At 69.1% G+C, this 20,385-nt stretch carries 21 protein-coding genes; 7 read left to right on the forward strand and 14 right to left on the reverse strand.

The genetic code is table 11. The annotated features are described in order from the left end of the window. The first annotated feature begins 61 nt into the window (after positions 1 to 61). Positions 62 to 2,260 (forward strand): 3-hydroxyacyl-CoA dehydrogenase NAD-binding domain-containing protein, encoded by a 2,199-nt coding sequence (locus tag HNP73_RS00570; protein ID WP_184146054.1) that lies wholly within the window; start codon positions 62 to 64, stop codon positions 2,258 to 2,260. A gap of 19 nt (positions 2,261 to 2,279) precedes the next feature. Here HNP73_RS00570 and HNP73_RS00575 read toward each other — a convergent pair whose 3' ends face one another. Together HNP73_RS00575 and HNP73_RS00580 are read right to left on the reverse strand one after the other, a co-directional pair. After that, complete coding sequence (locus tag HNP73_RS00575; RefSeq protein ID WP_184146056.1) at positions 2,280 to 3,143, reverse strand: amidohydrolase family protein; 864 nt, start codon at positions 3,141 to 3,143, stop codon at positions 2,280 to 2,282. Then, positions 3,140 to 3,988 (reverse strand): fumarylacetoacetate hydrolase family protein, encoded by an 849-nt coding sequence (locus HNP73_RS00580; RefSeq protein WP_184146059.1) that lies wholly within the window; start codon positions 3,986 to 3,988, stop codon positions 3,140 to 3,142. The genes HNP73_RS00575 and HNP73_RS00580 overlap by 4 nt, the downstream gene beginning before the upstream one ends. A gap of 316 nt (positions 3,989 to 4,304) precedes the next feature. Here HNP73_RS00580 and HNP73_RS00585 point away from each other — a divergent pair, with 316 nt between their 5' ends. Then, entirely contained in the window at positions 4,305 to 4,580 is a 276-nt protein-coding gene (locus HNP73_RS00585) for a SemiSWEET family sugar transporter (RefSeq protein ID WP_184146062.1), read from the forward strand. A 91-nt stretch (positions 4,581 to 4,671) separates the two neighbouring features. Here the strand turns inward: HNP73_RS00585 and HNP73_RS00590 are convergent, their stop codons facing one another. From HNP73_RS00590 to HNP73_RS00610, 5 genes are all read right to left on the reverse strand, one after another. Continuing rightward, entirely contained in the window at positions 4,672 to 6,324 is a 1,653-nt protein-coding gene (locus HNP73_RS00590) for a hypothetical protein (protein WP_184146064.1), read from the reverse strand. Between the two features lie 183 nt (positions 6,325 to 6,507). Continuing rightward, the gene (locus HNP73_RS00595; RefSeq protein WP_184146067.1) at positions 6,508 to 7,743 is read right to left on the reverse strand and encodes a beta-ketoacyl-[acyl-carrier-protein] synthase family protein; all 1,236 of its coding nucleotides are present in this window, start codon (positions 7,741 to 7,743) and stop codon (positions 6,508 to 6,510) included. Positions 7,744 to 7,755: 12 nt separating this feature from the next. After that, the gene (locus HNP73_RS00600; protein WP_184146070.1) at positions 7,756 to 8,031 is read right to left on the reverse strand and encodes an acyl carrier protein; all 276 of its coding nucleotides are present in this window, start codon (positions 8,029 to 8,031) and stop codon (positions 7,756 to 7,758) included. 34 nt (positions 8,032 to 8,065) lie between these two features. After that, on the reverse strand, positions 8,066 to 9,151 hold the full coding sequence (gene lpxD / locus HNP73_RS00605; protein WP_184146073.1) for a UDP-3-O-(3-hydroxymyristoyl)glucosamine N-acyltransferase: 1,086 nt from the start codon (positions 9,149 to 9,151) through the stop codon (positions 8,066 to 8,068). Between the two features lie 35 nt (positions 9,152 to 9,186). Next, positions 9,187 to 10,785: a L,D-transpeptidase family protein gene (locus HNP73_RS00610; protein WP_221288091.1), complete on the reverse strand. Its 1,599-nt coding sequence runs from the start codon at positions 10,783 to 10,785 to the stop codon at positions 9,187 to 9,189. Positions 10,786 to 11,139: 354 nt separating this feature from the next. Between HNP73_RS00610 and mepK the strand changes: the two genes are divergently transcribed. Further along, on the forward strand, positions 11,140 to 11,697 hold the full coding sequence (gene mepK, locus HNP73_RS00615) for a peptidoglycan L,D-endopeptidase MepK (RefSeq protein WP_184146079.1): 558 nt from the start codon (positions 11,140 to 11,142) through the stop codon (positions 11,695 to 11,697). Between the two features lie 100 nt (positions 11,698 to 11,797). On the opposite strand, the gene HNP73_RS00620 is transcribed toward mepK, so the two are convergent. The 3 genes from HNP73_RS00620 to HNP73_RS00630 are packed head-to-tail and all read right to left on the reverse strand — an operon-like array spanning position 11,798 to position 14,569. Further along, positions 11,798 to 13,339: an AMP-binding protein gene (locus HNP73_RS00620; protein ID WP_184146082.1), complete on the reverse strand. Its 1,542-nt coding sequence runs from the start codon at positions 13,337 to 13,339 to the stop codon at positions 11,798 to 11,800. A gap of 34 nt (positions 13,340 to 13,373) precedes the next feature. After that, on the reverse strand, positions 13,374 to 14,045 hold the full coding sequence (locus HNP73_RS00625; RefSeq protein WP_184146084.1) for a DsbA family protein: 672 nt from the start codon (positions 14,043 to 14,045) through the stop codon (positions 13,374 to 13,376). An 11-nt stretch (positions 14,046 to 14,056) separates the two neighbouring features. After that, entirely contained in the window at positions 14,057 to 14,569 is a 513-nt protein-coding gene (locus tag HNP73_RS00630) for a DUF721 domain-containing protein (protein WP_184146087.1), read from the reverse strand. A gap of 46 nt (positions 14,570 to 14,615) precedes the next feature. Here HNP73_RS00630 and HNP73_RS00635 point away from each other — a divergent pair, with 46 nt between their 5' ends. After that, a complete protein-coding gene (locus tag HNP73_RS00635) occupies positions 14,616 to 15,686 on the forward strand; it encodes an A/G-specific adenine glycosylase (RefSeq protein ID WP_184146089.1) in 1,071 nt (356 codons plus the stop codon). On the opposite strand, the gene HNP73_RS00640 is transcribed toward HNP73_RS00635, so the two are convergent. From HNP73_RS00640 to HNP73_RS22815, 3 genes are read right to left on the reverse strand one after another with little or no spacing between them, the layout of a single operon-like run. Further along, positions 15,668 to 16,039 carry a VOC family protein gene (locus tag HNP73_RS00640; RefSeq protein ID WP_184146092.1) on the reverse strand — a complete coding sequence of 124 codons (372 nt, stop codon included), beginning with the start codon at positions 16,037 to 16,039 and terminating at the stop codon, positions 15,668 to 15,670. The genes HNP73_RS00635 and HNP73_RS00640 overlap by 19 nt on opposite strands. 54 nt (positions 16,040 to 16,093) lie before the next feature. Beyond that, on the reverse strand, positions 16,094 to 16,462 hold the full coding sequence (locus HNP73_RS22810) for a helix-turn-helix transcriptional regulator (RefSeq protein ID WP_221288093.1): 369 nt from the start codon (positions 16,460 to 16,462) through the stop codon (positions 16,094 to 16,096). Further along, positions 16,431 to 16,682 (reverse strand): helix-turn-helix transcriptional regulator, encoded by a 252-nt coding sequence (locus HNP73_RS22815; RefSeq protein WP_221288095.1) that lies wholly within the window; start codon positions 16,680 to 16,682, stop codon positions 16,431 to 16,433. The genes HNP73_RS22810 and HNP73_RS22815 overlap by 32 nt, the downstream gene beginning before the upstream one ends. A 111-nt stretch (positions 16,683 to 16,793) precedes the next feature. Here HNP73_RS22815 and HNP73_RS00650 point away from each other — a divergent pair, with 111 nt between their 5' ends. Further along, positions 16,794 to 17,249, forward strand: coding sequence for a histidine kinase (locus tag HNP73_RS00650; RefSeq protein WP_184146095.1), 456 nt, complete (start codon positions 16,794 to 16,796; stop codon positions 17,247 to 17,249). Positions 17,250 to 17,269: 20 nt separating this feature from the next. On the opposite strand, the gene HNP73_RS00655 is transcribed toward HNP73_RS00650, so the two are convergent. Then, the gene (locus tag HNP73_RS00655; RefSeq protein ID WP_184146098.1) at positions 17,270 to 18,028 is read right to left on the reverse strand and encodes an SDR family oxidoreductase; all 759 of its coding nucleotides are present in this window, start codon (positions 18,026 to 18,028) and stop codon (positions 17,270 to 17,272) included. Positions 18,029 to 18,233: 205 nt separating this feature from the next. Between HNP73_RS00655 and HNP73_RS00660 the strand changes: the two genes are divergently transcribed. Together HNP73_RS00660 and HNP73_RS00665 are read left to right on the forward strand one after the other, a co-directional pair. Continuing rightward, entirely contained in the window at positions 18,234 to 19,580 is a 1,347-nt protein-coding gene (locus HNP73_RS00660) for a TldD/PmbA family protein (RefSeq protein WP_184146100.1), read from the forward strand. Next, the gene (locus HNP73_RS00665) at positions 19,573 to 20,355 is read left to right on the forward strand and encodes an inositol monophosphatase family protein (RefSeq protein ID WP_184146103.1); all 783 of its coding nucleotides are present in this window, start codon (positions 19,573 to 19,575) and stop codon (positions 20,353 to 20,355) included. Before HNP73_RS00660 ends, HNP73_RS00665 begins: the two co-directional genes overlap by 8 nt. Positions 20,356 to 20,385: the final 30 nt, after the last annotated feature.

Raw genomic sequence — 20,385 nt, forward strand, 5'->3', positions numbered from 1 at the left:
CGGCCGACGGCGCACCAGCTGGCCGTCGGGCGCGTGAATTCCTGATCCCGAGGATCTGCCGATGCCCATCTTCACCCTCACCACCGACTCCGACGGCGTCGCCACCATCACCTGGGATCTCCCCGGCCGGTCGATGAACGTCCTGACCGAGGAAGGCATCGCCGAGCTTGACGCCGCCGTCGACGCGGCCCTCGCCGACCCCGCGGTCAAGGGCATCGTCATCACCAGCGCGAAGCCCGATTTCGCCGGCGGCATGGACCTCTCGCTTCTCTCGCGGATGAAGGAGCGGGCAGGCGACGATCCGGCGCGCGGCCTCTTCGACGGCGTCATGGCGATGCACCGGCTGCTCCGCAAGATCGAGCGTGCCGGCATGGACCCGAAGACCCTGAAGGGCGGCAAGCCCGTCGCCTGCGCCATGCCGGGGCTGACCGCCGGCATCGGCACCGAGATCGCGCTCGCCTGTCACCGCCGCTTCCTTGCCGACCAGCCGAAAGCGAAGATCGGCCTGCCGGAGATCCTCGTCGGCCTCTTCCCCGGTGCCGGCGGCACCACCCGCCTCTCGCGGATGCTCGGCCTGATGGCCTCCGCACCGGCGCTGCTCGAAGGCAAGATGCTCACGCCCGCCGCTGCGAAATCCATGGGCCTCGTGGATGAGACCCCTGCGCCTGACGACCTCCTCGCCGCCGCGAAGGCATGGGTGCTCGCGGCCGAACCCGCCGCGCTGGTGAAGCCGTGGGACGCGAAGGGCTACAGGTTCCCCGGCGGCGCCCCGTACCAGCCGGCAGGCTTCATGACCTTTGTCGGCGCCAACGCCATGGTGCTCGGCAAGACCCAGGGCGCCTACCCGGCCGCGAAGGCGATGCTTTCGGCGATCTACGAGGGCGCGCTCGTCGACTTCGACACCGCACTCCGCATCGAGGCCCGCTGGTTCACCTCCGTCCTCATGGACCCGTCGTCCGCCGCGATGATCCGCTCGCTCTTCCTCAGCAAGCAGGCGCTGGAGAAGGGCGCGCTGCGCCCCGACGTGCCCGAGGGGCCGGTCAGCAAGCTCGGCGTCCTCGGCGCCGGCATGATGGGCGCGGGCATCGCCACCGTCGCGGCGCAGGCCGGCATCGACGTCGTGCTCATCGACCGCGATCAGGACGCGGCCGACCGGGGCCGAGCCCATGCAGCCGCCTACTTCGACGACGGCGTCAAACGTCGGAAGACCACGCCCGAAAAGCGCGACGCCGCCCTTGCCCGCATCACCGCCACCCCGGACTTTGCCGCCCTCGCGGGGTGCGATCTCGTGGTGGAAGCCGTCTTCGAGGATCCGGCCGTCAAGGCCGACGCCACGGCCCGCGCCGAGGCCGTCCTCGGGCCGGACGCGATCTTCGCCACCAACACCTCGACTCTGCCGATCAGTGACCTCGCCCGCGCCAGCAGCGACCCCGCCCGCTTCGTCGGCATCCATTTCTTCTCGCCCGTCGAGAAGATGGCGCTGGTCGAGATCATCCGTGGCCGCGAGACCGGCGATGCCGCCGTGGCGAAAGCCCTCGATTTCGTCCGCCAGATCCGCAAGACCCCGATCGTCGTCAACGACGCGCGCTTCTTCTACGCCAACCGCTGCATCCTGCCCTACATCAACGAGGGCGTGCGCATGGTGGCCGAGGGCGTCGAGCCGGCGCTGATCGAGAACGCCGCCAAACAACTCGGCTTCCCCCTCGGCCCGCTGCAACTCACCGATGAAGTCTCGCTCGACCTCGGGGTGAAGATCGCCAAGGCAACGAAGGCCGCCATGGGTGACGCCTACCCCGAAAGCCCCGCCGATGGCGTGCTCTTCACCCTCGCCGACGCCGGCCGCCTCGGACGCAAGGCGAAGGCCGGCTTCTACGCCTACGACGACAAGGGCAAGCGTCAGGGCCTCTGGAGCGGGCTCAAAGAGCACTGGCCGCCCCGGGACGATCAGCCGGACCTGACCGAGGTCCAGCACCGCCTCGCGATGATCCAGACCCTGGAGGCGGTCCGCGCCTTCGAGCAGGGCGTGCTCACCGACATCCGCGAAGGCGACGTCGGCGCGATCCTCGGCTGGGGCTACATGCCGTGGTCCGGCGGCCCGTTCTCGTGGCTCGACATCCTCGGCGCGGAGCAGGCGGTCGAGATCAGCGAAGGGCTCGCCGCAGACCACGGCGAGCGCTTCACCGCCCCGAAGCTCCTGCGCGATCTGGCCGAAAAGGGAGACAGCTTCTACGGCCGCTTCCGTCCGGCGGAAGCGGCCTGAGGTCGCTGGGCCTCAGCCGTCAGGCGGCGGGAAGCTTCACGCCGTAGACCGCTTCCGCCGTGCCATGCGCCATGGCGTGCTGCTCCGCCTCGGAGCAGCCCCCGAGGATCGCGCGGAAAGCGTCGATCCAGTCGGGCAGCGTGCCGCCCTTCACCGTGCAGACCGGCCAGTCGCTGCCCCAGAGACAGCGATCCGGGCCGAAAGCCGCGATCACCGCCTCGACCCATGGCGCAACGGTGGCAAGGCTCGCCGCGCCGGGCGCCACATAGGCGAAGACCCCGGAGAGCTTCGCCACCACGTTCGGCTCGGCCGCGAGCGCCGTCATCCCGGCGTGCCAACTCTCCCACGCGCCGCCGGCGATGTCCGGCACGCCGCAGTGGTCCATGACCAGCCGGGTTTCGGGACAGGCGCGGGCAAGCGCCACCGCGATCGGCAATTGCCGGGCGAGAAAGCACATGTCGAAGGAGAGACCCCGCGCGCCGATCCGGCGGACGTTGGCGCGAAAGGTCTCGCTCTCCGACACATCGTCGGTCGTCTCGTGCAGGATGCGCCGGTAGCCGACCACCCCGAGCGAGCCGCCCTCGTCGAGCCACGCCTCGAAACCCGCGTCGGTCTCCGGCCGGCACGAGGCGATCTGCCCGAGCACACCGCTGGCCGGATCCCCCGCGAGCCGGGCGATCATCCGGGACTCGGCGCGATAGTCGACCGCATCGACCTCCATGAAGATCGACCCGGCCACTCCGCGCCCCGCCACCAGATCGCGATAGTCACCAAGCGTGAAGGCCCGCCCCCTGAGCGCGGGGGCGTTCTCCGTCCAGGCGTAGCTCTGCTGTTCCGGGTAGACGAGATGCTGATGGGTATCGAGAAGCGGAACGAGGCTCATTCCGGGTCGGCGATGCAGGTCTGCCGCTGCTCGCCAAGCCCCTCGATGCCAAGCTCCATCACGTCACCGGGCTTCAGGTACACCGGCGGCTTCATCCCCATGCCGACGCCCGGAGGCGTCCCGGTCGAGATGATGTCACCGGGCTCGAGGCTCATGAACTCGCTGAGGTACGAGACCAGATGCTTCACGCCGTAAACCATGGTCGCCGTCGAGCCGTTCTGCCGGGTGTCGCCGTTCACCTTCAGCCACATCTTCAGCGCCTGCGGGTCGGCGACCTCGTCGCGCGTGACGAGCCACGGGCCGGTCGGCCCGAAGGTGTCGCAGGACTTGCCCTTGGTCCACTGGCCCTGACGCTCGGCCTGAAACGCCCGCTCGGAGACGTCGTTGATCGTGCAGTAACCCGCAACGTGGTCGAGGGCGTTCTCCTCGGAGACGTACTTCGCCCGCTTGCCGATGACGATGCCGAGCTCGACCTCCCAGTCGGTCTTCTGCGAGCCGCGCGGGATCAGCACCTCGTCGTTCGGGCCGCAGATCGCGCTCGTTGCCTTCATGAAGACCACGGGCTCGGACGGGACGGGGAGGTTCGATTCCGCCGCATGGTCGGCATAGTTCAGTCCGATGCAGACGAACTTGCCCGTACCGCCGACGCAGGCACCGAGACGGACGGACGCATCGACCGCCGGCAGCTTCGAGAGATCAAGACCGCGCAGGCGCGCAAGCCCCTCATCGGAAAGCGTTACCCCGGCGATGTCGCCGACGAGACCGGAGAGATCGCGGATCGTCCCCTCCGCATCGAGAACACCAGGCTTCTCCGATCCCTTCGCGCCGTAGCGGACGAGCTTCATCTCTCTCTCCCTTCCTTGGAATGCGGCGCACTCGCGCCCTGTCTTTGGTCCGTTACATCCGACACTTCCGGCGGGATGTCCACTCCCCGCGGCGCCCCACGCAAGCGCCAGCCCCCAAAGCTTCACCTGCAACGTATTGAAGACACAGGAATTAACTTATGTTCTTAAATAATTAAGATCACATCAGCGGCACGGGATCGCGATCGGCCTGCCGCCCGGCGCATGGCTGCCATGCGTGAACTGCATCTGCTCGCCGCGCCCCCGGAAGGGCTATATTGCCAGCATCGCTCCCCACGGTTCCAGAGTTCACAGTACCATGTCTTCGCTTCTCGAGTTGACCGGGCTCATCGCGGCCGGCCTTACCACCTTCGCCTTCCTGCCGCAGGTCGTGCAGACCTGGCGCAGCCGCTCGACCGAGGGGCTGAACCTGCCGATGCTGGCAGTCCTCGCCTCGGGCATCGTGCTCTGGACAATCTACGGCTTCGGCACCGGGCAGCTGCCGGTGATCCTCGCCAACACCGTCACCCTCTGCCTCGTGGCGATCCTGCTCGGCATGAAGCTGCGCGACACGCTCTTCGGCGCCCGCGCCTAGCGCTGGAGCGGTTCCGGCAAAGCCGGATCAGGTTCTGGAGTTTCCGCGACAATCCGGGCCATCGGGCGACACCGCCCGATGGCCCGGCGCTTCAAAGCGCCTCGATCCAGATCAGGCTCAGGTCCGGGTTCGCTTCCGGCAGCGCGCCCTCCCCCTGCCACTCGGCGGCCTCGATCGTGGCGTAACGCACCTCCTCGCCGAAGCCGAGTTCGGTCCGGCCGTTCGCCTCCACCAGCTTCGTGCCGATCAGGCTGCCATCCTCCGCATAGGCGGTAATCTCCGCCGCCTCGTGGGCGCTGCCGCGCTTCGAGAGCCCGGCCACCACGACGGCCACCAGATCACTGCTCTCGCCGAGGTCGACCAGCAGCTTCTCCGAGCCCGCATCCGAACGCTCGATATCGGATGGCTTGCCGATATCGGCCACGCCGATCCGGCCATTCTCCGCGACGACGGTCGTGGCGCTCCCGTCGCTCGCAAAGGCGAAGACGTCCGCCTCGCCCAGCGAAAGCGCCGGCCCGGCCTTGCGCAGGAGCGCTGCGACCTCGCCCCCCTCGCCCGTGTCCGCATCGGTCGCCACCAGCTCCGCCGCCGCGACCTTCACCTCGGTCAGCGTCTCGGAAAGCTTCTCCGCCGGCGTGTTGTCGTCGTGCTCCAGTGCCGTCGCCACCGCCGTCGTCGCACTGGCGTCGGCTCCGGCCTTGTTGCCGTTCATCAGCGCGCGCGCGTCTTTCCAGTCGAAATCATTGAACATCACCCGCAGCCGGTAGCCGCCGCCCGCCTTGACGACCTGATGCTCGTGGCCGACCTGCGCCGACAGGGTTTCGCCCGCCTTCAGCCGGTTGTCCCAGTTGGCAAGCAGCCGGGTATCGTTGACCGCGAAGGCATGGCTGCCCGCGTCCGACCCGTCGATCGTCGTCTTGAAGGTCTTGCCCGGCCCGATGTTCTCGAACTTCTTCAGCCCCTGCGCCACGTCGAGCGCCTCGGCCATCTTGGCCCCGAAGCGGTTGCCCTCCAGGAAGATGCCGCCGCGCACCAGCTTGCCAAGCCCCGGGCCATCCATGCCATTCGCGTACTTGTCGAGATCCTGCTTCGCGATCGGAATGGTGAAGGTCCGCGTGATGTTGCGGGCTTCAGGTTCCAGGTTCGACGCGAAGTTGGTGCGGCCATGCTGGACGATGGCGAAGTGCTGCTTGATCTTGGCGTCGGTAAACCCCTCGTTGCGCAGATAACCGATCGCCTCCGCCGGCACGTGCGCTCCACCACCGGCGCTGTAGACCACGACCTCCTTCGGATTGTTGCCGCCGCCCTTGCCGATCGCCGAGATGATGTCCGAGACAAGCTCGCGCGAGGCATGGGAAAGGCCGGAGCGCTGCTGCGCGTTGTAGTTCCACGAACTCGTGACTTCGCCCTGCACCGAGTCGATCACCGCCCAGCCCGGCGCCATCTTCTCCAGCGCAGGCTTGGCGTACTGCTTGAAGAAAAGGTAGTTCCCGGCCGCGATCTTGTTCTTCGCCAGCTCGTCGAAGCGCGGATCGCCATCCATGTTGCTCGGCGTATTCTTGATCGGGTGCACCATGTGGAACTGGCCGCCATCGGTCGTATCGCCGAAGATCAGCCCGGCGATCGAGATGTCGGGGTCCGACTTTGCGGTCTGACGGGCCTTGGCGGCGCCAACGAGCATCGCGAGGTTGTCATCGGGGTCACGGTAACCGTCATGGCTCAGCCAGACACGAACTTTGGTCATCGGGGAGGTCTCCGTCTTGAACGCAGGCACGAGGGCTCAGGGCGTGAGCCTGAGGCCATATCCTCTCTGGGGGTTGGTCTTTATACGATAGGCGGGCGGAGCCCGATCACCTAGCAGGAATCGCCCTGCGAGCCGAATTTAGGCACATCCTATGGTCCCGGTTCCCAAACGGGAACCCCACCCCTAGCGCCAGGCCTGTAGGACCAGCACGGCGTTCAGCCCGCCAAAAGCGAACGCATTGGTCATCACCGCGTCCACCCGCGCCTCCCGGGCAACGTTCGGCACCACGTCGAGATCGCAGTCCGGGTCCGGCAACTCGTAGCCGATCGTCGGCGCGATGACGCCTTCCTCCAGCGCCATCAGGCAGGCGATGAGCTCCACCGCGCCGGTGCCGCCGATCAGATGCCCGTGCATCGACTTGGTGGACGAGATCATCAGCCGGTCGGCATGCGCCCCGAACACCTCGCGCACCGCGGCGCACTCGGTCTTGTCGTTCACCGTGGTGCCGGTTCCATGGGCGTTGATGTAGCCGACAGCCTCGCCCGCGAGGCCCGCGTCGGCAAGCGCGCCGCGCATCGCCCGCACCGCGCCCTCACGGTTCGGCGTCACGATGTCGGACGCGTCCGACGTCATGGCAAATCCGGTGACCTCGGCGATGATGTTCGCCCCGCGCGCCAGAGCGTGCTCCAGCGCCTCGAAGACGAAGACCGCCGCCCCCTCGCCCTGCACCATGCCGTTGCGGTTGAGCGAGAACGGCCGGCAGCCGTCGCGCGACATGACCCGCAGGCCCTCCCACGCCTTGATGCCGCCGAAGCAGAGCATCGCCTCCGCGCCGCCGGTCAGCACCACGTCGGCCATGCCGGAGCGGATCAGCTGGAACGCCTGCCCCATGGCGTGGTTCGACGACGCGCACGCCGTGGCGACGGTATAGGTCGGGCCCTCGATCTTCATGTCCATGGAGATCTGGCTTGCCGCGGCATTGTTCATCAGCCGCGGCACGACCAGCGGGTGAACCCGGTTCTTCGCCTCCTGATAGACCAGCCGGTAGTTCTCGTCCTGGGTCTGCAAGCCGCCGCCCGAGGTGCCGAGCACCACGCCCGCGCGCCCGGGGTCGGCGAACGTCACCCCTGACGCCGCCACCGCCTCGCGCGCCGCGAGCAGCGCGAACTGGGTGAACGGGTCGAAAAGCGTCAGCTCCTGCCGGCTGAAATGCGCCTCCGGGTCATAGCCCCGGATCTGGCCGCCGATCTGGATAGACAGGCGATCCACGTCCTGAAACGCGAGCGGGCCAATGCCGAGGCGCCCCTCGCGCATGGCAGCGCGGGTCTCGGGCGCGCTGCGGCCCAGGGCATTGATCGTGCCCTGTCCGGTGACAACGACACGCCGGCCGCCGCGGGGATGCTGGGGAGATCGTGGCATCAACGCCTTGGCTCAGGTCCGGGCAGCGACGAGGGTCTCCACTGCGCGGACGATGCTCGCCACGGTCGAGATGTCGAAATCGGACTTTTCCGGCTCGTTGGCGTTGAAGGGCACTTCGATGTCGAAGGTTTCCTCAATGCTGAAGATCGTCTCCACGAGGGCGAGCGAGTCAATGCCGAGATCACCGAGGCTCGCCTCCATGGAGACGGCGGTCGGCTCGAGCGCGGCCTGTTCGGCGAGGATGGCGACGACCTTGTCCCGGACCGTCTCCCTCACAGCGTCGGACATGATCCCTCCCTCGGATGAGCTGTTACCCAAAGGTCTAGTCTTTCAGGGGTGGATTGGAAATGCCTTTCTGCACTGCATCAAGTCGTGACATGAAGCGCGGAAGCCGCCGGAGCGCCTTGTAGATCTCGACGTTCTGATCCATCCGCACCGCGGGATACCCCATCATGATCCGGTTCGGCGGCACGTTCGAGGCGACGCCGGAGTTGCCGGTGATGACCGAGTTCTGGCCGATCGTCAGGTGATCGGCCACGGCGGCCTTGCCGCCCAGCACCACCCGGTCGCCGATGATCGTCGAGCCGCCCACCGCCACATGGCCGCAGATCAGACACGTCCGGCCCACCTTCACGTTGTGGCCGAGCTGCACGAGGTTGTCGATCTTGGTGCCGTCGCCGATCGTGGTGTCGGCCACGGTGCCGCGGTCGATGCAGGAGTTCGCGCCCACCTCGACATCGTCGCCGATCCGCACCGAGCCGATCGAGTTGATGCGCACATAGGAGCCCTGTTCCTCGGCCGCGATGACACCGGTCTCGCGCGCCTCCTCGACGATGCCGCGCGTCGGCGTCACGAACGAGAAGCCGTCGGCGCCGAGCACGGCGCCGGGCTGGGCGATGAAGCGGTCGCCGATCGTCACCCGCGCGCCGATCCGGGCGCCCGAGAGGATCAATGCGTCGCGGCCGATCACCGCATCCTCGGAAATCGACACATGGCTGAAGATCCGCGCGCCGGCCCCGAGCTTTACGCGCGGGCCGATCAGCACGAACGGACCGATCCGCGCGTCGTCCGGCACCTCGGCGGTCGGATCGATCACGGCGGAGGGGTGGACGCCCTCGGGCAGTTCCGGCGGCCGGTCGAAGACGCGGTTGACGCCGGCCAGCAGATACCGCGCGCGGGGCGCGAGGATTGCGGCCTTGAGCCCCAGCGCCTGCCAGTCCGCACCGGGCCAGAGGATCGCCGCGCGCGCCCGGCCCTTGCCCAGATCCTCGGCGAAGGCCGGCTGCATGGCCAGCGCCACGTCATCCTCGCCGGCAGTGGCGGGCTCCGCCGCGCCGGTCACGACAATTGCCCCGTCGCCCACCGCCTCGGCACCGAGGGCACGGGCAAGCTCTTCAATAGTGGTCACTGTCGTCTCCCCCGGGATGCCCGCACCCGCCGCGCTCAGCCCTGCGCCGCCGGAAGCGTCACGCCGGCCTTCTGCATCATGGAAAACACCGTCGCGTCCCGGCCGTAGACGTCGGGGCGGAACCGCACCACGCCCGCGTCGTCGAAGAACACCGTGCGATAGACGATGTGCACCGGGATCGTGTGCTCCAGCGCGACACCCTTCTCCTTCGCCGCCGCCCGCCAGCTGTCATAGGCGGCGCGCACATCGGGAACCTGCGACTGCAACAGCGCCTCGGCCAGTTCCACCGGCTTCTGCAGCCGGATGCAGCCGTTCGAGAACGCGCGCACGTCGCGGGCGAAAAGCTCGCGGTGCGGCGTGTCGTGCATGTAGACCGAGAAGTGGTTCGGGAAGAGGAATTTCACCTGCCCGAGCGCGTTGTCGTCCGACGGCCGCTGCTTGATGCGGAAGGGGAAGTTCTCCGGCGTATACTGGGTGAAGTCGACGAGCTTCGGGTTGATGACCGTGCCACCACGGGTCATCAGGTCGATGCCCTGGTTCTTCAGCACCATCGGGTTCTTCTGCAGCTTCGGCAGATAGTCGCGGATCGCGATCGAGTCCGGGATGTGCCAGGTCGGGTTGACCACGACGGTGCGCATCAGCCCGTCGAACTCCGGCGTCTCGGTAACTCCGGTCTTGCCGACGACGACGCGGGAGGACCACGTCTCGCGCCCGTCCTCGTTCAGATGCGCGGTGAAGTCGGGAATGTTCACCCAGAGATAGCGCGCGCCGAGATCCTTCGGCATCCAGCGCATCCGCTCCAGATTGACCGCCACCTGCGCGAGGCGCGTCTCGGCCGGGGCGTTGACCGCATCGAGGGTGAGCGAGCCGACGACGCCGTCATCGTTCAGGCCATAGTCGCGCTGGAACGTCTCCACCGCGGCGACGAGCGCGTCGTCAAAGACCGGGCTCGCCACCTCGCCGGTCGGCTCGACATAGCCGAGCCGCGCCAGCCGCCCGCGAAGCTCAGCGACACGGGGATCGCTTTCGCCCGGGTGCAGCGTCTCGCCGTCCGTGACTTCCGGGCCCCAGCTCTCGGTGCCGGCGAGGGCTTCGAGCCGCGCCTTCTCCGCCTTCAGGCGGCCATAGTCCGGCGACTTCGGCTCCAGCGAGCGCAGGATCCCCGCGACCGGCTCGGCGGCAAGGCGCGCCATCAGCGCCGATGGCTCCGGGCGGACCGGCTTGCGGTCGACATATTCCGGCGACACGGCGTTGGGGCGCACGATGCCGCCCGAGACGTCATGGGCAAACGCGAGGTATGCCCGTGACGCCGCCACCTCCAGCGCCGCGGGCGCGGCGGTGCGCGTCTCGAAGAGCGCCGCGAGCCCGTCCGGATCGTAGCGGTCGACCGGCAGCGCCTGTGCGCCGGCGCCGGCCAGCGCCGCGACCAGCTCCGGTTCGCGACGGGTGCCGGAATCGGTCCAGAACGGCTGGTACAGACGGGCCGCGTAAAAGCCGTCAATCGCCGCCCGGTCGTCGGCGTCAAGCGGCGCAAGCTCGGTCTGGAGCGCCGCCTTGAACGCCGTTGCCTCCGCCGAAAGGCTCGGCCCCTCGGGCAACGCCGCCGTGGCGGGCGCCTCCGGCGGCAGCGTCACCCCCGGCTCCTCGGCCATCGCCGGCAAAGCGAGACCCGCCGCCAGGACGACAGGAAAAAAACGGACGCTCAGGTTCATTCGCATTGCCTGCCTCTGGTTGACGTGCTTCGTGCTGCTCGGGATTATTTTTCTGAAACGTACCGCGCTCGGGGCAGCGCGGCAAGCCGCGCGCCTATTAACAAGGAATTCACCAATTCAAGAGAAAGGGCATCGCGACACATCAATAGGCAAAAAACCGCCGATCTGGCACCTTCGGTCACGGCAAGCTTGGAAGGACAGCCCTGCTGTGTCATCACAACCACAGGGGCGAAAAAACCAAGACCCCAACAGGCAGTAGATCGAGGCAGTGATCCAATGGACAACGAATTTCGGCCGTCGCGCCGGGCGGTGCTGGGTGGAGTGTTTGCGGGCCTCTGCGCCGTGGCCGCGGCACCGGTCTACGCCCGGGCACCGGGCTTCCTTCGCGGCGCGGGCGACATCCGCCGCATCCGCATGTACAGCCAGCGGACGGGCGAATCGATCGACACGATCTATTTCGCCGACGGCAAATATGTGCCGGAATCCGTTACCGAAATCAGCTACTTCATGCGCGACTGGCGTCGGAACCAGGTCATGAACTATGACCCGCGCAACATCGACAATCTCGCCGCGACGCTCGGTCTCATGGAGACCTCGGAGCCCTACCTGATGATCTCCGGCTATCGCACGCCGCAGACCAACCGGATGCTGAAGGGCGCGGCCAGCCACTCCTACCACATGCGGGCCATGGCCGCCGACGTCCGGCTGAAGAGCCGCTCGGTCAGCCAGATCTCCAAGGCCGCGTTCGCCTGCGACGGCGGCGGCGTCGGTGTCTATCACCGCTCGAATTTCGTGCACATGGACTGCGGCCCGATCCGCACCTGGCGCGGCTGACGTAAAAAAGCACGCTGACATCAAGAACAGCGGGACAGTGAGGGGCGGTCTGCGCGAGCAGGCCGCCCTTTCCGCTTTCGCGCCGGGGCCAGGCCCCCCCTTACGTCGCCAGCAGCCACTGTAGCTTCTGCAGGTCGGTCTTGCCCGACGCCATCACCGGGATCGTGTCGAGCACGCGCACCTCGGACGGCACGAGGATTTCCGCGATCCCAGCCGCCCGGAGATGCTCGCGCAGCGCCTCAAGCGTCGCGCCGGGATCGGCGATCGCCAGCACCACCCGTTCGCCCTTTACCGGAGAGGGCAGCGCCACGGCGCCGAGCGGCTCGCCCGGCCAGACTTCCGAGGCCAGCGCCTCGACGAGCGCCAGCGACACCATCTCGCCGCCGATCTTGGCAAAGCGCTTTGCTCGCCCCACGATGGTCACATGCCCCTCCGGCCCGATCCGCACGATGTCGCCCGTGTCGTACCAGCCGTCGGGCGGTGGCTCGAAGTCGCTCCCGCCAAGCAGATACCCCGCCATGACGTTCGGGCCGCGCACGGAAAGCCGGCTGCCGTCGATCCCCGGCACCGGCTCGAGGCGCGCCTCGATACCGGGCAGGAACCGCCCTACGGTGCCCGGCCGCGGATCGTCGAGATCGTTCAGCGCCATCACCGGGCTCGTCTCGGTCGCACCATAGCCTTCGAGGATCGTCGCGCCGAACTGATCGGCCCAGATCGCCCGCGTCGTCGCCTTGACCGGCTCGGCCCCCGCGACCACCGCGCGCAGATGCGCGAAATGCTCCCGCGTCGCCCGACGGCCCCAGCCGGCAAGAAAGGTGTCGGTGCCGAACAGGATCGTCGCGTCGAGCTTCTTCGCCAGTTCCGGGATCACCCGGTAGTGCAGCGGCGAGGGGTGCAGCCCGGTGCGGATGCCGGTGACGGCCATCAGCACGATGCCGGCGGTCAGCCCGAAGCTGTGAAACAGCGGCAGCGCCGACACCGCCCGGTCGTCCGGGCCGATCGGTGCCCGCGCGCCGATCTGCGCCACGTTGGCCAGCAGGTTGCCATGGGTCAGCACGACCCCCTTCGGCTTGCCCTCCGTCCCGGAGGTGAAGAGGACCGCCGCCTCGCTGGCGCGACCGAGGCCGCGCGGCACCCGGCGACTGGCGACGAAACCGGCAACCTTGTCGAAAAGCGTTGGCGCGGCGCGCAGCTCCTCGGTCAGGACGACCGCGAACCCGTCCTCGCGCAACCGCGCCACCAGATCGCCGAAGCCGCCCTTCTCGATGAACGCCTCGCTGGTGATGACGCTGCTGCACCCCGCGCAGCGCAGCGCGGCGATGACCAGACCGGAGCCAACCGTTGGATTGAGAAGCGCCGGCACCGCCCCCGAGCGCCAGAACGCGAGCAGCACCGCGACGGCACCGGGAACGGCGGGAAGCAGCAGCCCGACCCGCTCGCCGGCGGCGAAGCGCGCGCGAAGCCCGCGCTCCAGCACCGCACTCGCGAGGGCGAGTTGGCCATAGGTCAGCGCGGTGCCCTCGATATCCTCGAAGGCCACCCGGCCAGACCCGAAGGCGCGTCGGGCAGCGAGGATCGCCTCGGGAAGCGAGGCAAACCGGTTCAGTGCCTCGAAGCGCGCGAGCTCGTCTGCCCGTGCCAAGCTTGCCCCCAGTGTGCGGGGCCGGCCTCGTGCGTCAGGCGCCGAGCGCCTTGTCGAGTTCGGCCTTGAACTGATCGAACGGCAGGGCGCCGTCGACCTTCGTGCCGTTGATGATGAAGGTCGGCGTCGAGTCGATGCCGTCCGCACCCGCGTTCTTCTGGTACGACGTGACCAGCGCCTCGGCGAAGGCGCGGTCGTTCATGCACTTGTCCATCTCGGCGTCGGAAAGCCCGGCCTGCCGGCCGATCCGGTAGAGCGCCTCGACCATCGAGGCGTCGTCGCGCACGGTGCCGTCGGGATTCATCATCCACGCTGCCTGCGTCGAGAAGATGAGATCGGCGATGCCGAAGTAGCGGTCCTGCGGGGCGCAGCGGGCGATCATCGCCGCCCAGAGCCCGGGCTTGTTGAAGAACACCTCGCGGAAGGTCCAGAAGACCTTGCCGGTGTCGATGTATTCCTTCTGCACCTGCGGGAAGGTCTGAGCCTGGAAGTCGGCGCAGTGCGGGCAGCTGAACATCGCATACTCGACCACCTTCACCGGCGCGTTCGGATCACCGAGCGTCAGTTCGGGCACGACCGGTGCCTCGGCGGTGTCCTGCGCAGCGCTGTCCTGCGCGGCGGCAAAGCGGGGCATGCCGAACGCAAGCAGCGGCGCGAGAGCGACGGCAGCAGCGAGGATCTGGCGGCGGGTGAGGGGCGAGTGCATCAGCGATCCAGTCAGTTCTTCGGGTTCCGTACCCGCAATATCACATTCCGCGCCAGTGTCTCCAATGCGGATTTGAGCTCGCCATCACCAATGCTTGAGAGACTTTCCCCCGCCTCGCCGATGTCGGGCGGCGGTCCGTCCGGCGCCGGGCGAAAGCGCGGCGCCGGCTCCGCGAATCCGATCTGGCCATGGGTGAGCTGGATCCGCCCCACCGTGCCCGGGCCCAGCGCCGCGTTCACCCGGTCGCGCAGCAGCGGGATCAGCATCTGGATCTGCGGCGCGTGTGCCCCTTCGACCGCGAGCGTCAGCAGCCCTCCGGCCGGCCCACGGGCACGGGTAAGCTTCACCGGCGCCGAGATCCCGGCAAACTCCGGCCCGGCAATATCGGGCCAGAGCGCACGCAGCCGGGCTTGCGCGAAACCGCGCTGGCCGGATGCCCGGGACATCTGCGCCTCGATCAGCCCGCCCGCGCGGACGAACCCACGGGCGCGCCGGCCCTTGCCGGTGGCGGTCTTGTCGTTCATGGACACCATGGTTAACCGCTGGCGCGAGGCTTGTCAGGGAGAACGGATGGAGGCCGCAGCAGAGACTTCTCGCCCCGGAATGCCGGGCGAGCTCCTCGACTGGTACGACCGCTTCGCCCGCACCCTGCCGTGGCGCGCGCCGCCCGGCACACCGCCGCCGCCGGCCTATGCGGTCTGGCTCTCCGAGGTGATGCTGCAACAGACCACCGTCGCGGCCGCCGGCAGCTATTTCGTGAAGTTCCTCTCCCGCTGGCCAACGGTACACGACCTCGCGGCGGCCGAGGATGCCGAGGTGATGGCCGCATGGGCTGGCCTCGGCTACTACGCACGTGCCCGCAACCTCCTCGCCTGCGCCCGTGTGGTGTCCCGCGATCTTGACGGCCGTTTCCCCGACAGCGAGGCCGGGCTCATGGCGCTGCCGGGCGTCGGCCCCTACACCGCCGCCGCCATCGCCGCGATCGCATTCGATCGCCGGGCGGTGGTCGTCGACGGCAACGTCGAGCGGGTGATGGCCCGCATCGGGCTGATCGAAGTGCCTCTCCCGGAGGCAAAGCCGCTGATACGCGCCCTCGCCGACCGCCTGACTCCGAATGAGCGCCCGGGCGACTACGCGCAGGCGGTGATGGACCTCGGCGCGACGATCTGCACGCCCCGCGCCCCCGCCTGCGGCATCTGCCCGTGGCGCGACCCCTGCGCCGCGCGGGCGGGGGGCGAGCCCGAGAGCCTGCCGCGCAAGGCAGAGAAGGCGCCGAAGCCGGTGCGCCACGGCATCGCATGGCTCGCGCTCCGCGATGATGGCGCGGTCCTCGCCGAAACCCGTCCCGCGCGCGGCCTCCTCGGCGGCATGCTCGCCCTCCCCTCGGCCGGCTGGGACGGCACGGAAAAGGCCGGCGCGCATGGCGCACCGCCCTTCCCCGCCGACTGGCGCGACCTCGGCATCGAGGCGCGCCACACCTTCACCCACTTCCACCTGATCCTGCGCATCCACGGCGCGCGCGTCCCCGAGGGCAGCGCGGGCGACTTCCGCCCCGCCCCCGCCCTCGACGCCGCCCTCCCCACGGTGATGCGCAAGGCCCTCCGCCTCGGGCTTCCCGCGCTTCAGTCGGCGAGCGCATAGACCCGGAGGCGATGCCCGTCGGGATCGCTCACGACGAAGCTCCGGCCGAAGTCGAAGTCACCGGGCGGCATCAGGATCGGCAGGCCATCCGCCGCCCAACCGGCATGGATCGCATCGACCTCGGCGGCGCTCCCGACCTGGATCGCGGTCTCAGCCGCTCCGGGAGCGCCCCCCGCGGCAGGGAGCACACCGTCGCGAGCCCAGAGGCCGAACTTCACCCCCGACCCGAACACGAAGAGCACGAATGTCGGGGACTCTTCGACCGGGTCACAGCCGAACAGCCGGCCGTAGAACCGCGCGCTCGCCGCCGGGCTCGCCACGTAGAGGATGCTCATTCCGGGCTCGTGTGCCATCGTTCTGTGGTCCTTTCGTTGCTTGCGATGGACCAGACCTAGCGAGTGGCACTGTCAGTTTCTGGCAGCAGTGTTTCCCGGCCGAAGCGTCGCCCTCCACTCGCGCAGCAACGCAGGCCGCCGCCGGGGGTATCGCCCGTCGAGCAGCGTCACCGAGGCGATCCGGTCGGCCCGGAAATGGCGGAAGTCCTCGCGAAGCTCGCACCAGCCGACGACCACCCGCGCCCGGTCGAAATGCGTCAGCGCGATCGGCCAGATCGTCCGGGAGGACCGCGCCTCCGCCAGATCGCGGTAGCCGATCTCGACCTTGCGCTCGAGCCGGATCGCCCGGCGGACCACCGTCATGTCCGCACCGTCCCCGCCCCCCGGCCAGACCAGAAGGCCGCGCGCCTCAAGCTCCTCCCGCCGCGCCGCCGGCAGCACCGCCTCGACCTTCGCAAGAATATCGGCCGCCGCCGCCGCCAGCGGCGGATCGCCCCGCCCCGCCGACGATATCGGCTCCCTGCCCCTGCAACGTGGCGATGTCGCGGTAGAGCGTCCTGAGGCTCACCCCGAGTTCCTCCGCCAACGCCTGCCCCGTCACCGGCGTCCGGTGCCGGCGCAGCGTCTGGATGAGGTCGAGAAGGCGTTCGGCACGCGACATGCCGTCATCCTGACACCCCTGCCACAGGGATGCATCCCTGTCGCAGGGGGTTGCCAATCTGCGGAGTGTGGCATCGACTGTCCTGACCCTTTAGCCCCGGAGAACCACGCCATGAGCGAGGACGAACGGTCGAAATGGACGGCAGACGCGCTGCGCAAGGCCATGGCAGCGCGCGAAGAGGCCGCGACGCAGACCGACAGCCACCTGAGCGAGGCCGAACACGACCGGCTTGCCGCCTTCACCCAGGACTTCCTGACCCACCACATCGGCCCGGAGGAGCTGAAGGAGGTGCGCAAGCGCGTCGAGGCCGCGGCGAAACGCGGCGAGTTCGAGGCGCTGATCTACACCTTCCCCTCGTCGCTCTGCACCGACGACGGCCGGGCGATCAACAGCGCCGAACCCGACTGGCCGACGACGCTGCGCGGCAAGGCGAAGGAGATGTACGAGACATGGGAGCGCCACGCCCGTTCCATGGGCTACCGCCTGAAGGCCGAGATCGTCACATTCCCCGGCGGCATCCCGGGCGACGTCGGCTTCTTCCTGAACTGGTCGCGCCCCGAGAAGTGACGCCCCCCGGGTGAGCGCCCTCAGAGCCCGATCCGCGCCCGCATCTCCGGCTGCCGGAGCGAGATCTCCTGACCGGCGAACTCGGCCGCATCGTCGGTCAGAAGCCACACCAGCGCCTTCGCCGGTTCCCCGACCGGCGCGTGCTGGGCAAAGTCCATCTGGCTGACTGCGTTGATGCCGCTCGCCTTGATCTTGCGCTGCATCTCGGTCGCCACCGTCCCCGGCGACAGCGAGAAGACCCGGATCCCCCGGCCGCGGTTCTCGAGATGCGCGCAGCGCGTCAGCATCGCCGTCCCGGCCTTCGCGGCGCAGTAGTGGCTCCAGCCCTCAAGCGGATTGTGCGCGGCGGCGGAGCCGACGTTGACGATCACTCCGGTCCCCTGCGCCCGCATCTGCGGCAACACCGCGCGCATCCCGTTGAAGACGCCCTTGAAATTGATGTCCGCCGCATGGGACCACGCCTTCGGATCGGCTGTCGCGAGCGGTCCGATCGGCTCGATCACCCCGGCGTTGTTGATGATCGCATCGACCCGGCCGAACGCCTCGTGCGCCCGGCCGATCGCCGCACTCACCTGGGTGAATTCCGAGACGTCACAGGTCATCGCCTCCGCGACGTGCCCCGACTTCCTCAGCCGCGAGGCGAGCGCGGTAATCCCCTCTGCCGAACGGGCGAGAAGCAGGACCGACGCGCCTTCCACCGCCATCGCCTCCGCGGCAGCGGCTCCGATGCCGCGGCTCGCGCCGGTGATGACCACCGCCTTCCCCGAAAGCTTGCCCATTGCCGCCACTCCCCCCAAGGATACAAACGCGCTTTTCCGGCATGAAATGCGCTCACGCGGCGAAAGACAAGCGCGACGTGCAGCGCCCGCGACAAGCCGTTGATTTCAGGCTGCCGTTCGTCACCACGCGCTCGGTTTCACGCCTCAGGTTGTACGACAGCACGAAACCGCCTACGTAGCTCCGCGGAGCATCGGGAGACGCGGCATGGCACACGATCTGGCAGGCCTGACGGAACGGCTGCTCGCTGCGGCGAAAACTGCCGGCGCCGAGACCGCCGACGCCCTCGCCGTGGCGGGCGAAAGCCTCGGGATCGAGGTCAGGAACGGCGCCCTCGAACACGCCGAACGCGCTGAAGGCATCGACATCGGGCTGCGCGTGCTGATCGGAAAGCGACAGGCATGCGTCTCGTCGAGCGACACCCGCGACGCGACCCTCGCCGCCATGGCCGAGCGCGCGGTCGCCATGGCGCGGGAAGCCCCCGAGGATCCGTGGTGCGGGCTCGCCGACCCCGACCAGCTCGCGAAGGGTTGGGACGCCGCGACGCTCGACCTCGAGGATCACTCGCCCCTGCCCTCGCCTGCCGAGCTCGAAGCCACCGCCCGCGAAGCCGAGGCCGCGGCGATGGCCGTACCCGGTGTCAGCCTGATGGAGGCCGCCGGCGCGAGCTGGTCGCGCACGAAGGTGCATCTCGCCGCCAGCAACGGCTTCTCCGGCGGCTACGGGCGCTCGTCGCACGCGGTGCAGGCGGTGGCGATCACCGGTGAAGGCACGGACATGGAGCGTGATTACGCCTTCGAGAGCCGCACCCATCGCGACGACCTGCCAGCGCCCGAGACCGTCGGCCGGCTCGCCGGCGAGCGCACCGCCGCCCGCGCCGGCGCCTCGAAGCCGCCGACCGGCGCCTTTCCGGTGATCTACCACGAGCGCGTCTCGTCCGGGCTGATCGGCCACCTCGTCTCGGCGATCAACGGCACGGCCGTTGCCCGCGGCGCGAGCTGGCTCGAGAACGCCATGGGCGAGGCGGTGCTGCCCGCCGGCCTCGATCTCGTGGAGGATCCGCTTCGCCGCCGGATCGGCGGCTCGCGGCCGTTCGACGGCGAGGGCCTGCCCGTCACCCGCCGCTACCTCGTGGAGAACGGCATCCTGAAAAGCTGGACCCTCGATCTCGCCACCGCGCGCCAGCTCGGCCTGAAGAGCACCGGCAACGCGGTGCGCGGGGCCTCCTCGCCGCCCTCTCCCGCCGCCGGCAATCTCGAACTGACGCAAGGCACGACCGGCTTTGACGCGCTCCTCGCCGAGGCCGGCACCGGGCTGCTCGTCACCTCGATGCTGGGCGCCTCGATCAACCCGACCACCGGCGACTACTCGCGCGGGGCGAGCGGCTTCTGGTTCGAGAACGGTACAATCGTCCGGCCAGTCAACGAATGCACCATCGCCGGCAACCTCCGCGACATGCTGATGACGATCCGCCCGGCCAACGACGCGCGGCCGTGGCTCGGCCGCGTGGTCCCGAGCCTGCTGGTCGAAGGGCTGGTCATCGCCGGTGACTGACGCGAGCCTCCTCACGGAAATCGTGCTCGAGGCCGGGGCGCTCGCCCTCGCCCGGGCCGATGCGCCCGGCGCCGTGCGCGACAAGCCCGGCGGCGGCGGTCCGGTGAGCGAGGCCGACATCGAAGTCGACCGCCTGATGCGCGCCCGACTGCTGGCGGCACGGCCGGACTATGGCTGGCTCTCGGAGGAAACCGAGGACGGCCCGGAGCGTCTGTCGGCGTCGCGGGTCTTCGTCGTCGATCCGATCGACGGCACCCGCGCCTTTCTCGCCGGCAAGCCCACATGGGCGATCTCGGCGGCGATCGTCGAGGCGGGCGAGCCGACGGTGGGGATCGTTCACATGCCGGCACTTTCCAAGACCTACATCGCCGAGCGCGGACGCGGCGCGACCCGCAACGGCCGGCCGATCGCCCCGAGCACCCGGCGCGAGCTCGACGGCGCCGAGATCCTCGCCAACGCCAACCAGTTCGAGCCGGACTTCTGGCCCGGCGGCGTGCCGGCGATCGAGCGGCAGTTCCGCCCGTCGATCGCCTATCGCCTCTGCCTCGTCGCCGAGGGCCGGTTTGACGCGATGCTCACCTTCCGCCCGAGCTGGGAATGGGACATCGCCGCGGGCGCGCTCATCGCCCGTGAAGCGGGCGCGCTCGTCACCGACGAACACGGGGCGCCCCTCGCGTTCAACCGCGCCGACCCCCGCGTCGCCGGCATCGTCACCGCGCCACCGCCACTCCACGCCGCGCTGTTGGCGCGCCATCTGGCGGATGCGGCCCACTAGGCACTCCTGCCCGCGGCTCGCCGCGCCTGC

This window comes from Amaricoccus macauensis, from assembly GCF_014201905.1.
GTDB classification, from domain to species: domain Bacteria; phylum Pseudomonadota; class Alphaproteobacteria; order Rhodobacterales; family Rhodobacteraceae; genus Amaricoccus; species Amaricoccus macauensis.

Coding starts and splice junctions, on each gene's coding strand:
- HNP73_RS00570 (WP_184146054.1), top strand. CDS start 62: ATGCCCATCTTCACCCTCACCACCGACTCCGACGGCGTCGCCACCATC.
- HNP73_RS00575 (WP_184146056.1), bottom strand. CDS start 3,143: ATGAGCCTCGTTCCGCTTCTCGATACCCATCAGCATCTCGTCTACCCG.
- HNP73_RS00580 (WP_184146059.1), bottom strand. CDS start 3,988: ATGAAGCTCGTCCGCTACGGCGCGAAGGGATCGGAGAAGCCTGGTGTT.
- HNP73_RS00585 (WP_184146062.1), top strand. CDS start 4,305: ATGTCTTCGCTTCTCGAGTTGACCGGGCTCATCGCGGCCGGCCTTACC.
- HNP73_RS00590 (WP_184146064.1), bottom strand. CDS start 6,324: ATGACCAAAGTTCGTGTCTGGCTGAGCCATGACGGTTACCGTGACCCC.
- HNP73_RS00595 (WP_184146067.1), bottom strand. CDS start 7,743: ATGCCACGATCTCCCCAGCATCCCCGCGGCGGCCGGCGTGTCGTTGTC.
- HNP73_RS00600 (WP_184146070.1), bottom strand. CDS start 8,031: ATGTCCGACGCTGTGAGGGAGACGGTCCGGGACAAGGTCGTCGCCATC.
- mepK (WP_184146079.1), top strand. CDS start 11,140: ATGGACAACGAATTTCGGCCGTCGCGCCGGGCGGTGCTGGGTGGAGTG.
- HNP73_RS00625 (WP_184146084.1), bottom strand. CDS start 14,045: ATGCACTCGCCCCTCACCCGCCGCCAGATCCTCGCTGCTGCCGTCGCT.
- HNP73_RS00630 (WP_184146087.1), bottom strand. CDS start 14,569: ATGAACGACAAGACCGCCACCGGCAAGGGCCGGCGCGCCCGTGGGTTC.
- HNP73_RS00635 (WP_184146089.1), top strand. CDS start 14,616: ATGGAGGCCGCAGCAGAGACTTCTCGCCCCGGAATGCCGGGCGAGCTC.
- HNP73_RS00640 (WP_184146092.1), bottom strand. CDS start 16,039: ATGGCACACGAGCCCGGAATGAGCATCCTCTACGTGGCGAGCCCGGCG.
- HNP73_RS22815 (WP_221288095.1), bottom strand. CDS start 16,682: ATGTCGCGTGCCGAACGCCTTCTCGACCTCATCCAGACGCTGCGCCGG.
- HNP73_RS00650 (WP_184146095.1), top strand. CDS start 16,794: ATGAGCGAGGACGAACGGTCGAAATGGACGGCAGACGCGCTGCGCAAG.
- HNP73_RS00655 (WP_184146098.1), bottom strand. CDS start 18,028: ATGGGCAAGCTTTCGGGGAAGGCGGTGGTCATCACCGGCGCGAGCCGC.
- HNP73_RS00660 (WP_184146100.1), top strand. CDS start 18,234: ATGGCACACGATCTGGCAGGCCTGACGGAACGGCTGCTCGCTGCGGCG.